14 protein-coding genes and 1 riboswitch are annotated in these 12117 nt (G+C 57.7%); of the genes, 6 read left to right on the top strand and 8 right to left on the bottom strand.

From position 1 onward, the window contains the following. Positions 1-606: a TetR/AcrR family transcriptional regulator gene (locus ACK83U_RS09365; protein ID WP_112605126.1), complete on the bottom strand. Its 606-nt coding sequence runs from the start codon at positions 604-606 to the stop codon at positions 1-3. A 121-nt stretch (positions 607-727) separates the two neighbouring features. On the opposite strand from ACK83U_RS09365, the gene ACK83U_RS09360 reads away from it, so the two are divergent. From ACK83U_RS09360 to phnF, 4 genes are all read left to right on the top strand, one after another. Further along, on the top strand, positions 728-1174 hold the full coding sequence (locus tag ACK83U_RS09360; protein WP_112605129.1) for a tautomerase family protein: 447 nt from the start codon (positions 728-730) through the stop codon (positions 1172-1174). 68 nt (positions 1175-1242) lie between these two features. Further along, positions 1243-1638: a VOC family protein gene (locus ACK83U_RS09355; protein ID WP_112605132.1), complete on the top strand. Its 396-nt coding sequence runs from the start codon at positions 1243-1245 to the stop codon at positions 1636-1638. Between the two features lie 119 nt (positions 1639-1757). Beyond that, the gene (locus ACK83U_RS09350; protein WP_112605135.1) at positions 1758-2444 is read left to right on the top strand and encodes a class I SAM-dependent methyltransferase; all 687 of its coding nucleotides are present in this window, start codon (positions 1758-1760) and stop codon (positions 2442-2444) included. Between the two features lies 1 nt (position 2445). Next, the gene (gene phnF, locus ACK83U_RS09345; protein WP_112605138.1) at positions 2446-3174 is read left to right on the top strand and encodes a phosphonate metabolism transcriptional regulator PhnF; all 729 of its coding nucleotides are present in this window, start codon (positions 2446-2448) and stop codon (positions 3172-3174) included. Between the two features lie 39 nt (positions 3175-3213). Here phnF and ACK83U_RS09340 read toward each other — a convergent pair whose 3' ends face one another. The 7 genes from ACK83U_RS09340 to ACK83U_RS09310 all read right to left on the bottom strand — a co-directional run bounded on the left by ACK83U_RS09340 (position 3214) and on the right by ACK83U_RS09310 (position 9427). Further along, the gene (locus tag ACK83U_RS09340) at positions 3214-3564 is read right to left on the bottom strand and encodes a VOC family protein (protein ID WP_112413630.1); all 351 of its coding nucleotides are present in this window, start codon (positions 3562-3564) and stop codon (positions 3214-3216) included. Between the two features lie 59 nt (positions 3565-3623). Continuing rightward, entirely contained in the window at positions 3624-4100 is a 477-nt protein-coding gene (locus ACK83U_RS09335; RefSeq protein ID WP_112399004.1) for a 6,7-dimethyl-8-ribityllumazine synthase, read from the bottom strand. A gap of 89 nt (positions 4101-4189) precedes the next feature. Next, a riboswitch (FMN riboswitch) is annotated at positions 4190-4335 on the bottom strand. Between the two features lie 106 nt (positions 4336-4441). Further along, a complete protein-coding gene (locus ACK83U_RS09330) occupies positions 4442-5503 on the bottom strand; it encodes an ABC transporter ATP-binding protein (RefSeq protein ID WP_015340398.1) in 1062 nt (353 codons plus the stop codon). An 11-nt stretch (positions 5504-5514) separates the two neighbouring features. Continuing rightward, a complete protein-coding gene (locus tag ACK83U_RS09325) occupies positions 5515-6303 on the bottom strand; it encodes an ABC transporter permease (RefSeq protein ID WP_015340397.1) in 789 nt (262 codons plus the stop codon). Continuing rightward, a complete protein-coding gene (locus ACK83U_RS09320) occupies positions 6300-7190 on the bottom strand; it encodes an ABC transporter permease (RefSeq protein WP_015340396.1) in 891 nt (296 codons plus the stop codon). The genes ACK83U_RS09325 and ACK83U_RS09320 overlap by 4 nt, the downstream gene beginning before the upstream one ends. Before the next feature lie 72 nt (positions 7191-7262). Further along, a complete protein-coding gene (locus ACK83U_RS09315) occupies positions 7263-8366 on the bottom strand; it encodes an ABC transporter substrate-binding protein (RefSeq protein WP_112334428.1) in 1104 nt (367 codons plus the stop codon). 188 nt (positions 8367-8554) lie between these two features. Beyond that, on the bottom strand, positions 8555-9427 hold the full coding sequence (locus ACK83U_RS09310) for a MurR/RpiR family transcriptional regulator (RefSeq protein WP_015340394.1): 873 nt from the start codon (positions 9425-9427) through the stop codon (positions 8555-8557). A gap of 179 nt (positions 9428-9606) precedes the next feature. Here ACK83U_RS09310 and ACK83U_RS09305 point away from each other — a divergent pair, with 179 nt between their 5' ends. Then, positions 9607-10374 carry an N-formylglutamate amidohydrolase gene (locus ACK83U_RS09305; RefSeq protein ID WP_112605141.1) on the top strand — a complete coding sequence of 256 codons (768 nt, stop codon included), beginning with the start codon at positions 9607-9609 and terminating at the stop codon, positions 10372-10374. Between the two features lie 126 nt (positions 10375-10500). Further along, complete coding sequence (locus tag ACK83U_RS09300) at positions 10501-12072, top strand: amino acid permease (protein ID WP_112605144.1); 1572 nt, start codon at positions 10501-10503, stop codon at positions 12070-12072. The last annotated feature ends 45 nt before the right edge of the window (positions 12073-12117 follow it).

Below are 12117 nucleotides of genomic sequence, written 5' to 3'. Positions count from 1 at the left end.
TCATTCGCCTCGCGGTCGTGAAGGGGTGCCGGCCGCTAAAGCAGCCCGCTCGATGACTTCGGCTATGTGGACGGAAAGGGCGGGATCGGAGACGGCGCGGGCAAGCGTCAGACCACCGCTCAGCGTAGCGAGAAGAACGATGGCGCGATCCTCCGCCGTTGTTTCGCCGGAGTTTGTGCTTTCCGGCAGGCCGGCAGCGACATCTGCGATCAACTTTCTCAACTCTACCGTATAGACGCGGCGTGTTTCCTCGTCGGCACGCATCACGTCGGGGGAAAGGCTCGGCAGCGTGCAGCTGTCACCGAGATCGCAGGTCCGCTTGTAGCCCAAGTAGAAGCTGGCAAGCGCCTTCAACCAATCTTTAGGCTGGTTTTCCCTGAGCGCCAGGATTCCTTGACGCAGCTCTTGCAAGCCTTCCACGACGGCTGTTCGAAACGCTTCGCTCTTGGATTTGAAGTGTCCGTAGAAGGCGCCGTTGGTAACGCCGGCAGCCTTGGTCAGAGCATCGATACCCGCGCCGCCAAAGCCTTCCTTGCGAAATACCTGCCCTGCAGCCGCGACGACCCGCGTCCGGGTTTCTTCCTTGTGTTCGGCGCTATAGCGCATTGCTGCCTCCATTGAGAGTGGTCGCTCTTTATTGCTTGCATAGAGAGTGATCTGTATGTATTGTTAAAGAGTGATCGGTATATATCAATTGCCGCCATAGGTCCAACAAGGAGATGTTCCAATGCCCATTACGCTCACCGTATCCGAAGGATTGCTTTCATCCGAAGCGCAGGCGCAAGCCTTTGCCGGATTGACGGATGCAGTCCTCGATGTTGCCGGCTTGGCCGGGAATGAATTCATGACGGCCAATGTCATCGGATCGATCAATGTGCTTCCGGCCGCACATGTGCTGGCAGCTGGAAAGCCCGTTGCTGCGGCCTTCATCGAACTCAAGCTGCCCGAAATCGCCCTCGCGACCGCCGAAGCCAAGCGTGCTTTCATTGCAAGGGCGACCGATGTCGTTGAGCGGGCGGCCGAAGGACGGATCAAGCGTGAGCATATCTGGTCGAATATAGTCTATGCGCCTGAGGGTGCTTGGGGCATTGCGGGGCAAAGCTACAGCAATGCCGATCTGGTCGGCGCTATTGCGAGCGCCGCAGCGCCTGAGGTCGAAGCTCATCGCGCTTGAGATGAGGTAATTGGCATCAATACCGGGCGGCCGCATGGGCCGCTCGTTCGACAACAAGGGGGCAGGAAATGCGACTCGCCAATTATCTGTTTTTTACGACGCATTGCGACGAAGCCCTCGCTTTCTATACGGCCTGCGGGCTGGGCCGAGTGACGCTATTGATCCGTCACGGTACGGAGGGGATACCGCTTGCCAACGAAGCGATGCGGGGCAGGGTAATGCACGCTCGCTTTGAGGGACCAGGCATCTTGTTCTTCGCCTCTGACAATCATGATGCTGAGCCGATGCGCGGTTCCGCTCATATGCTCATGGTGGACGATCGAGAGAGTACCGACAGGATTTTTGCCCGATTGGCAGAAGGCGGCAACGTGACGACACCACTCGCCGTGCAGCCATGGTGTAGTTATTACGGCAAGCTGACTGATCGGTTCGGCGTGCAATGGATGGTGGACTGCCTGCAATAACCAGCAACCGATCACGCGTGAGAGATTATCATTATTAGTCCGGTCGTCCGGATGAATTCACATGACTGTCATGAGACTTGGCTATCAAGTGTTCAGTCTACTCCAACAGCGAGAGCATCATGACGAGCGCAGCAACGACTTATGCAACCTGGCACAAGGAACCGCAGGGTGACGCCGCAATGGCAGAATCTCATAGCCCCTATTGGCGGCACTTCATCGAGACGGTGCCGGAGCGGGATTTCTCCTCGAAGACCGTTCTGGATTTCGGCTGCAACCGCGGCGGCTTTTTGCGGCTGCTTTATGCCATGCGGCCGTTCCGACGCGGTATCGGTATCGATATTGCTTCGGAGTCTGTGGCTGCTGCCGTCGAAGCCGCGGGCAACATGCCGCTCCAGTTTCATGTCACGACCGACCTGGCGCCCTTTGCCGACAGCTTCGACGTGGCCTTCAGCTATGAGGTGATCTATCTGCTGCCGCAGCTGAAAGAGCATGCCGAAGGGATGTTCCGGGCCATGCGCAATGGGGGCGTCTACTACGCGGTGACCGGTTGCCACAACGAAATGCCGCTCTGGCCAAAATGGCTTGAGCTTATCGGCAACAATAGCAATGCACCCATGCAGGATCGCGCGCCACAGGACTATATCGAAGCCTTCACGGCGGCAGGCTTCGATGTTTCCGTCAGGCGCTTCGGCTATGATGGTTTTGTGCGTGCCACCAAGGATCGGAAATATTATCCGAGCATTCTCGATGCGTTGAGCTATCCTGCCGAATACAAGCTGCTGTTCCGGTTGGAGAAGCGTATCTGATATGGAGACGATCGACCGAAAGGGCGGCAGCGCGCTCTGGCATCAGATCGGCGAGATCCTGGCGGCTGATATTGCCGCCGGGACTTTTGCCCCGGGGACGAAATTGCCGGCCGAGCCGGAGCTGATGCAGCGTTTCGGCGTCAGCCGTTTTACCGTGCGCCAGGCGCTGGGGCACTTGGAGCAGCGTGGATTGGTCCGCGCCGAACAGGGGCGCGGAACCTTCGTTCATAGGGGCGTGCTCGACTATACGCTGTCGAAGCGCACCCGCTTCCACAAAAATCTGATCGAGCAAGGTTTCGAACCGGGCGGCGAGCTGCTCATTCACGAGATCGTGCCCGCGACCGAACGCGTCGCGGCCTATCTGAAGATCGCAATCGGCGCGCCGGTCATCCATCGTCGCGGCGTTATGACGGCCGACGGCATTCCGGTGGAATTGGGGGATTCCTACTATCCGGCCGAACGTTTTCCCGATTTCGATCATGCTAGATTGCGGCATCCGACAATCTCGGCGGCGCTCGCCAGCTATGGCGTCATCGACTACGAGCGCTTGTCGACGGAGATCGAGGCGCGTATGCCGACGGCCGACGAAGCGCGGATCCTGCGCCAGCCGAAATCCGCGCCGCTGCTGGTGACGCGCAAGGTGGATGCGGATACCGACGGAGTGCCGATCACCTATTCGGAATCGGTCTGGCCGGCCGAGCGCACCACATTCAATCTCGATCTGCGGTGAGAGTGCCGGGGAACCCTTGAGGCTCTCCGCGAGCTTGAATTAGCGGTGGGAAAGGATGTTGACGACTTTGCCAAAAGGGTCGCGGACATAGAAGCGGCGGACACCCCACGGCTCGTCCGTGAGGTCGTACAATATGCCGAAGCCCATGGAGGTGGCACGCTGATAGAGCGTGTCGACATCGTCGACTTCGATGGAAAGGTCGGGGACGAGCGTTCCCGAACCGCCTTCGCTGGCGACGCTGATCTGCGGCACAGTTGCCGCTTCGGAGGCGAAGGTCAGGATCCAGCCGTGATCCATGACGATGTCGAGGCCGAGCAGGTCATGATAGAAAAGACGAGCCGTGTCTGGATCAGCTGCCGGCAGGTTCGGGATGATGCGTAGGACGGTCACTGACTTCCTCCCTGGTGGACATGGAGGCGGGCCTTCGCCGCGCCTCCATCTATGTTGGATCAGACCGTGACTGCGGGGAGCAGTTTGGCGCGCTCCGAAAGGATGTGGCGGCAGGCGCTGGCGACTTCACGGCCCTTGATGATGAAATGTTCCTTGAAGAACTGGATATGCGCTTCCGATTCCTGGAAGTGATGCGGCGTCAGGACCGCCGACAGGATTGGCACACCGGTATCGAGCTGGACGCGCATCATGGCATCGAGAACCGTATTGGCGACGAATTCATGGCGATAGATGCCGCCGTCGACAACGAAAGCGGTGGCGATGATCGCGGAATAACGGCCGTTGCGGGCAAGCGTCTGAGCGTGCAGCGGAATTTCCAGCGCCCCTGGTACGTCGAAGATATCGATCGGCGGTGCGCCTTCGACCGTCTGCCATTCAGCAACGAAGGAATCGACCGAGCGATCGACGATATCGGCGTGCCAACGGGCCCGAATGATCGCAATGCGGCTCGGTTGAGTAGAAATCGAAATGGTCATGAATTGTGCCTTTCAAGGGTTGTTGTCAAATATCCCTTGGGCGAACACGCAACATCGCAGCACCCCTCGCGCGGAGGAGGTACGATCCTGCTTGCTCTCTTCCATCCGGACTATACCGTCGGCTCCGGCATCTCACCGGATCTGCTGACCCTTCCGAAATCCGGAAGGCGCTCGCGGGCTCGAGGAAACTCCCCATACCGCCGGTGGGGAATTGCACCCCGCCCTGAGAACGCGTGGACTATAGATGCTTTGCCTTATGGAAATCAAAGAAAAACGCCGGGGTTTTGGCCCGGCGTCTGCGAATAATTTTCCAAAATGACCCGGCGATGGAGGGCTCTTTCTCAGTCCTGAATGACGAGGAGGTCGGAGGAGGCAAAACGTAACGTCACCTTCTCACCAACACTCGGAGGCATCATGCCCGGGCTGTTGAACATGTCGAAGGAAATCGTGTTGCCGGCGACATTCATGCGGGTGCGGATGACCGAGCCCAGGAAATGTGCCGAGGAGACTTCGCCTGTGAGGGCTGTATCGCCCTTGGCCGATTCCGCCAGCGAACCGGCTTCCGGACGCAGGGCAAGCGATACGGTATCGCCTGGCTTATAGGCGGTCACCGACTGCTTCAGGGTCACGCCCTGATCGCCGATCATGATGCGGTTACTGTCGGGATCGACGACCTTGCCTTCGATCAGATTCAGCGTGCCGACGAAGGAGGCGACGAAACGGGTTGCCGGCTTGTTGTAGATTTCGAACGGCGTGCCGATCTGATCGGCGCGGCCTGCATTCATGACCACGATACGGTCGGAGATGGACAGCGCCTCTTCCTGATCGTGCGTCACGAAGACGGTGGTGATGCCGAGCTGCTGTTGGATGGCGCGGATTTCCTCGCGCAGCGAGATACGGATCTTGGCGTCGAGAGCCGAGAGCGGCTCGTCGAGCAGGAGCACCTGCGGCTTGACGGCGATGGCGCGGGCGAGCGCCACGCGCTGCTGTTGGCCGCCGGACATCTGGTATGGATAGCGGCCTGCGAGATGATCGAGCTTGATGAGAGCCAGCATCTCCTTGACGCGCTTGTCGATGTCGGGCTTCGCCATGCCGGCGACCTTGAGGCCGAAGGCGACGTTGTCATGCACCGTCATGTTCGGAAACAATGCGTAGGCCTGGAAGACCATGCCGATATTGCGCTGGTTCGGTTTCAGCGCCCGCTGGTCCTTGCCATTGATCGACAGTGTGCCGGCGGTCGGCGTTTCGAAACCTGCGATCATGCGCAGCACGGTCGTCTTGCCGCAGCCCGACGGTCCGAGGAAGGAGACGAATTCTCCTTTCTCGATTTGCATATTGAAATCATGGACGACGTGAATGTCGCCGAAGGACTTCTTGATGTGGGTGAGTTCGAGAAAAGCCATGGTGAGAAGCCTTACGCCTTAATCGGAGCGGATTTTGAGAAACGGGAAACGAGCTGCAAGAGGCCCATGCTGAGCCAGGTAACGGCAAGCGCGATGATGGCCAGGGCAGAGGGCTCGTAAGCTCTATTGGCGCCCATGAGCTGCATGTAGGGCCCGAATGCCGGACGGTTGAGCAGCGATGCCATGGTGAATTCGCCCATGACGATCGCAAGGGTGATGAATGCTCCGGAAAGCACACCGCTCATGACATTCGGAAAGATGCATTTGAACATGATGGTTGTCCATTTTGCACCAAGGCTTTCGGCAGCCTCCGTCAGCGTGCCGACATCAATGGTACGCATCGCCGTATCGACCGAACGATACATATAGGGCAGCGACAATACAATGTAGGAGCAGACGAGCAGAATGTTCGTCGTCGAATTATAGCCGGTCAACGGCAGGATCGACGACGAATTATAGAGCCGCAGATAGCCGAAAACGATGACGATGGCCGGAATGACCAACGGCATCAAGGTGATGAATTCCACGACAGGGCGGAGCTGCGGCAACCGCAACCGCACCCAATAGGCCGTGGGCACAACGAGCAGCATACCGAAGATAATGGTCAGAAGCGCCATCAACATCGAGAAACCAAAGGCCGTTATGAAACCGAAATCTGAAAAGACGGAGGCATAGGCGTCAAAGCTGTAAGCGTTGCGCCGCATGCGCAGCGAGAACTCCAGCGTACCGATGAGCGGCACCAGGAAGTAGATGAGGCCGATGGCAACGGCGATCCAGGCGAAGAATTTTTGCAGCTTCATTTCTGCCACCGTTCAGCGCGCATGCGCATCAAGATATAAATGACGTTCGAAATACCCGTAATGACGATCATGCCGAGCGCGAGCGCATAGCCAAGATTGGCATTGTGCAGCACGTCGCCGCGGATCTGCGCATAGAGTACGATGGGAACGATATTCAGCGAGCTGCCGGTAAGTGCAATTGCAGTCGCGATGGCGCCGAACGAATTTGCAAACAGCAGCAGCGTCGTGCCAAGCAGGCTCGGCCAAAGGATCGGCAAGGCAACCATCCGCCAATATTGTCCATTGGTTGCGCCTAGAATGGAGGCAGCTTCTTGCCATTCCTTCTTCATGCCGTCGAGCGCAGGCGTAATGATCAGCACCATCAGCGGAATCTGGAAGTACATGTAGGTAATGGTCAGGCCGAAGAAGCTCAGCAGGTTGAAGCCACTGCCGTAGAGGTTGAAGCCGAAATGAGCGAGCAATATCGTGACCAGACCCTGGCGGCCGAGCGTGGCGATGAACGAGAAGGCCAGCGGCACGCCGGCGAAATTCGATGCGACCCCCGAGAAGGTCAGGAAGGCGTGACGGATCCAAGTGGGAAGCCCGCCAAGGACCAGCGCCCAAGCCAGGTAGAAGCCGATGATCGCGCCACCGAGCGCCGAAGCGACCGAGATTTTGATACTGATCCAATAGGCGCTCATGATCGTCGGCGTGAACAGGTCAGCGATGTTCTTGAGCGTCAGGCTGCCGTCCGGCGTCAGAAAGGCGCCTGCTATCAAATAGATTGTAGGAAGAATTAGGAACAGCAGCGCGAAGATCAGGAAGGGTGCTATTCCCAGCCAATCGATAACCACACGCTTGTTGATCATCGGGGTGGAACTGACCGTTGATGTTGTGGCGATGCTCATGATTGGCCCAATCCGCGGCGTCAGAAAAACGGAAACCTCCCCGCCGAAGCGGGGAGGTCATGTCAGGTCAAATTACTGTACGTTCGAACCGACGACAGAATCCCACTTGGTGGTGATGGCGGTCTTGCCGGCAGCCTGCTCGTCGAGCGTCGGGAAGACGGCCTTTTCGTAGGCGGCAGCCGGCGGCAGCTTGTCGAGAAGTTCCTGCGGGACCTTCTTGTTCTTCGCCAGGTCGTTGAAGCGGATCGGGTGGCAATAGCCCTTCAGCCAGCCGATCTGGCCTTCGTCGGAATAGAGGAACTCCATCCAGAGCTTGGCAGCATTCGGATGCGGCGCGAAAGCCGAGATCGCCTGGACGTAGACGCCTGCGATAACGCCCGAAGCCGGAACGGTGACGTCAACCGGCGGGTTGCCGTTCAGGCTGTCGCGCCAGGAAAGACCGTTGTAATCCCAAGCAACGACAATCGGGGTTGCGCCCTGAGCCAGCGAAGCGGACTTGCCGATGACCGGAACGAAGTTGCCGGCCTTGTTCAGCTTTGCGAAGTAGTCGAGACCGGCGGCGCCGACCTTGACTGCATCCTTCTCGCCAGCGGCGAGACCGGCGGCGTAGACGGCCTGAACGGCCTGGTTCGAGGTGCGCGGGTCGCCGGCGAGCGAAACGGTGTTTGCATATTCCGGCTTCAGGAGGTCAGCCCAGTCCTTTGGCGGGTTCTTCACAACGTCCTTGTTCACGACGAAGGAGAGAACGCCGTAGTAGTCGCCGTACCAGTAGCCTTCGGCATCCTTGGCGCTGTCCGGAATCGAATCCCAGGTGGAAACCTTGTAGGGCTGCAGCAGGCCTTCCTTCTTGGCCGTCGGACCGAAGGAGAGACCAACGTCGATCACATCAGGAGCCTGCGGGCCGGTGTTACCCTTATTGGCGCGGATTGCTTCGACTTCATCGCCCGAACCGGCATCCGGATTCAGTTCGTTGACTTCAATGCCGTATTTTGCCTTAAAGGCAGAGATCAGATCGCCATAACCGCACCAGTTGTGGGGCAGGGCGATGGTGGTCAGCGTGCCTTCCTTCTTGGCGGCAGCGATGAGATCGGCGCTCGGTTCCGCGGCGGCAATAGCCGTCGAAGCGACGAGCATCGCCGTGGAGATTGTCAGAAGACGATGAATTTTCGAGATCACTGCATTTCCTCCTTTTGGGTTTTCAGTGTCTGGCGTTGCTGTTAATGACGTTACATGAAGGTTGTGTGACGACTTCAAAGCGTTGGGTTTGCTGAAAACGCAGTCGATTTTTGCTTCTAATCGACAAGTATGACAGTCGCTGTATTCCATATCCTCCAGGAGCTGTTATTTTCTGTTTTCATTCCCCTTCAGCTTAGCTTGCGAAACAGCTTAGTTTGTTCGAAAAGACCTTCCAGTGTCTTCATGCGCTCGCTCGTTTCGTCCCATGTCGAGCTTTGCACGGCTTCGATCAGGGCTTCGACGATGAACAGGGTAACGACCGATGAATCCCAGGCGGATGGCGCCTCGATCTGCACGCGGAACGTGTGCTTGGCGTGTTTGGCGGCCGGAGTTGCCCACTGATCGGTGAAGACGATGATTTCAGCGCCATGGCGGCGGGCAGCCGCCGCGAGATTGACCATTTCCTGCTCGTAGCGCCTGATATCGAAGATGACGAGCAGGTCGCCCGGATTCATGTTCAGGACATATTGCGGCCATGCGCTTGAGTTCGAAGAAAGCAAGGTCGTATTCGGTCGGATGACCTGCATGTGAGTGAAGAAATATTCGGCAAGCGCCCCGGTGATGCGGCCGCCTACGAAATAAAGTGCGCGTTTTCTCTCCGACAGCAGTGCCGCGACGCTGTCGAAGGTTGCCACGTCGAGATCCGACAGGGTCTGCCGCAGATTGCCTGTGATGGTATCGGCAAAGCGATTGAGGATATGCGTACCCGGAGCGTTCGACGCCCAGCGATCGTGCTTTGTCAGCGGGTTGGAGATCGTCGCTTCTACTTCCTGATGAAGATGGGCCTGGAAGTCCGGATAGCCTTTGTATCCGAGTTTCTGCACCATGCGTGCGACTGTCGGGGTCGAAACCCGTGCATTCTCGGCGACGGTGGTGATGCTACCCAATCCGGAAACGGGATAGTTGTCGAGCAAGCTCTTGGCGAGCTGCTTTTCGGCGCGCGTTAAAGTGTCAAAGCGCGCATTGATCACGTCCGAAACTGTCTTCGACGCATTGCTCACTCGATTTTTGCTCCCCGAACGGTCTGTTGCCGTTTTCTTTCCAGGATATAACAACGCTGTCACAATTCGAGTCAATGTCACAAATGAAGAAATAATTTCAGTTTCCAGTTGACAGCAGGGAAAACCTGAAGAATTCTTTTCTTATAAAGATTTTATTAATCGGCACTGGGGCGTCTCTGATGCTTGCGCAGCAAGGCATTTTGTCGAAGGCAGACGGCGATTGCGTTGCGGTCGAAAGGCCGGACGGACGCAGCGCAGTTTTGCTCGTTTGCGAGCATGCCTCGCGTGAGATTCCAGAGCGGTTCGGCGATCTCGGGCTTTCAGCCGAGGCGCGTTCCAGCCACATCGCCTGGGACCCGGGTGCACTCGCGGTTGCAAGGAAAATCTCCGCGGGCCTTGATGCCACTCTGGTGTTTCAGCGCTTCTCCCGGCTGATTTATGATTGCAACCGGCCCCCCGAAAGCGCCGGTGCCATGCCGGAGACAAGCGAGATCTATACGATCCCCGGCAATCAGCATCTGAGGGAAGCGGACAGGCAGGCCCGCACGGAGGGGCTCTATATCCCGTTCCACGATCGCATTCGGTCGCTTTTGAAAGAGCGTGCCGCACGCGGACAAAAAACCGTGATCGTGACAATTCACAGCTTCACGCCGATCTACAATGGCAAGCCACGCGCAGTGGAGCTTGGCATTCTGCATGACGAAGACCGTTGGCTGGCCGATCGCATGTTGGACGCAGCGACCGAAGCGCCGCTCTACAAGACTGAACGCAACCAGCCTTACGGGCCTGAAGACGGCGTTACCCATACGCTGAAGCTGCATGGGCTTGCCAACGGTCTGCATAACGTAATGATCGAGGTCCGCAACGACCTCATTCGGGATGACGTCGGCCAAGGGGTCGTGGCCGATTATCTGACGGGGCTTCTCCAGAGCAGTCTGGAAGCCTGAGCATAAAAGAAAAAGACCCCGGGGAGCAGTTCAACTGCGATCGGGCCGCATGGTGAAATGCCAGCGGTCAATGTGACACATGGTTTTCCGCAATCCCGCGGACGACCGGGCTTTAGGGGGAATGGCATGTCTGATTATTCAGAGTTAGACAAAAAGCAGGATATACAAATCCTGCACTCCATGGGCTATGCTCAGGAGCTGGAACGGCGCATGAGTTCGTTTTCGAATTTCGCCATTTCCTTCTCCATCATCTGCATTCTATCCGGCGGCATCAATTCGCTTGCACAGGCGACTTCTGGCGCGGGCGGTGCCGCCATTGGTATAGGGTGGCCGCTCGGCTGCCTGATTTCGGGCGTTTTCGCGCTCTCGATGGCGCAGATTTCTTCGGCTTATCCCACGGCCGGCGGCCTCTATCACTGGGGGTCGATCCTCGGCAACCGGTTCACCGGCTGGCTGACGGCCTGGCTCAATCTTCTCGGCCTAATCACGGTGCTTGGCGCGATCAATGTGGGTACTTGGGGCTTCTTCAGTGGCTCCATCGCCCCTTGGTTCGGCATTGCCGTCGATACCACCACTTCGACCGGTTTTGCCAACCAGATCATTTTCGTTGCCATCATCACCGGCCTGCAAGCCTTGATCAACCATTTCGGCATTAGGCTCACGGCAAAACTGACCGATATGTCCGGCTACCTGATCTTTGCCGCCGCGATCGCGCTGACCATCGTCTGCCTGATCGGTGTCAAGAGCTGGGATATCAGCCGCATCTGGACTTTCACCAACTACTCCGGAACGCCGGAAGGTGATGCTTCCGTTTGGCCGAAGATGGACAATATCTGGTACGTCTTCGCTCTTGGACTGTTGTTGCCGATCTACACGATTACGGGATACGACGCCTCGGCGCATACGTCGGAAGAGACGGTCAAGGCTTCCAGCTCCGTGCCGCGCGGCATGGTCTCCTCGGTCTGGTGGTCATCGTTGTTCGGCTACATCATGCTGCTGGCCTTCCTCCTGGCCATTCCGGACATGAACGAGGCATCGAAACAGGGCTGGAACGTCTTCTTCTGGACGATCAACAGCATCACGAATCCGGTGGTCGCCAATATCCTCTATGTTGCGATCTTCATCTCGCAGCTGCTGTGCGGCCTAGCGACCGTAACCTCCGCATCGCGCATGATTTATGCCTTCTCGCGGGATGGCGGCCTGCCATTCTCGAAGTCGCTCGCCAGCGTTAGCCCGCGGTTCCGTACGCCTTCGATTGCCATCTGGACGGCTGCGATCCTTTCGGTCCTATTCGTCTGGGGCGCTTCGCTCGTTACGATTGCTGGATCTTCGGCCTATACCATCGTCGTGTCGTGCACCGTCATCTTCCTGTTCCTTTCCTTTACCGTGCCGATCGTCCTCGGCATCAAGGCGATCGGAACTGCGAAATGGCCAAAGATGGGGCCTTGGAACATGGGCATCGGCACCTACAAGCTGGTTTCTGTTCTGGTGGTTATTGCCATGGCAGTCATCTTCATCATCGGTGTGCAGCCGCCGAACGAATGGGCGCTCTATATCACAATCGGCTTCCTGGTCCTGACTGCAATCATTTGGTTCGCCTTTGAGAAGCGCCGTTTCCAGGGTCCTCCGATCGGCGACATGATTGCCAAGCGCCAGGGCGATATCGCTGCTGCCGAACGAGCTGTCGGCGAAGTGTGATCCTCATTCAGCATCAATCCGGCAGGGGCCGCAGCCGCGGCCCCA

Source organism: Rhizobium sp. WW22, assembly GCF_047041135.1.
Taxonomy (GTDB): domain Bacteria; phylum Pseudomonadota; class Alphaproteobacteria; order Rhizobiales; family Rhizobiaceae; genus Rhizobium.
The sequence above is the reverse complement of the archived record's forward strand: the minus strand, read 5'-3'. Positions and strand labels throughout refer to the sequence as shown.

Bases quoted from the DNA above. Each gene is read 5' to 3' on its own strand.
- ACK83U_RS09365 (WP_112605126.1), bottom strand. From the start codon at position 606: ATGCGCTATAGCGCCGAACACAAGGAAGAAACCCGGACGCGGGTCGTC.
- ACK83U_RS09360 (WP_112605129.1), top strand. From the start codon at position 728: ATGCCCATTACGCTCACCGTATCCGAAGGATTGCTTTCATCCGAAGCG.
- ACK83U_RS09355 (WP_112605132.1), top strand. From the start codon at position 1,243: ATGCGACTCGCCAATTATCTGTTTTTTACGACGCATTGCGACGAAGCC.
- ACK83U_RS09350 (WP_112605135.1), top strand. From the start codon at position 1,758: ATGACGAGCGCAGCAACGACTTATGCAACCTGGCACAAGGAACCGCAG.
- phnF (WP_112605138.1), top strand. From the start codon at position 2,446: ATGGAGACGATCGACCGAAAGGGCGGCAGCGCGCTCTGGCATCAGATC.
- ACK83U_RS09335 (WP_112399004.1), bottom strand. From the start codon at position 4,100: ATGACCATTTCGATTTCTACTCAACCGAGCCGCATTGCGATCATTCGG.
- ACK83U_RS09330 (WP_015340398.1), bottom strand. From the start codon at position 5,503: ATGGCTTTTCTCGAACTCACCCACATCAAGAAGTCCTTCGGCGACATT.
- ACK83U_RS09325 (WP_015340397.1), bottom strand. From the start codon at position 6,303: ATGAAGCTGCAAAAATTCTTCGCCTGGATCGCCGTTGCCATCGGCCTC.
- ACK83U_RS09320 (WP_015340396.1), bottom strand. From the start codon at position 7,190: ATGAGCATCGCCACAACATCAACGGTCAGTTCCACCCCGATGATCAAC.
- ACK83U_RS09305 (WP_112605141.1), top strand. From the start codon at position 9,607: ATGCTTGCGCAGCAAGGCATTTTGTCGAAGGCAGACGGCGATTGCGTT.
- ACK83U_RS09300 (WP_112605144.1), top strand. From the start codon at position 10,501: ATGTCTGATTATTCAGAGTTAGACAAAAAGCAGGATATACAAATCCTG.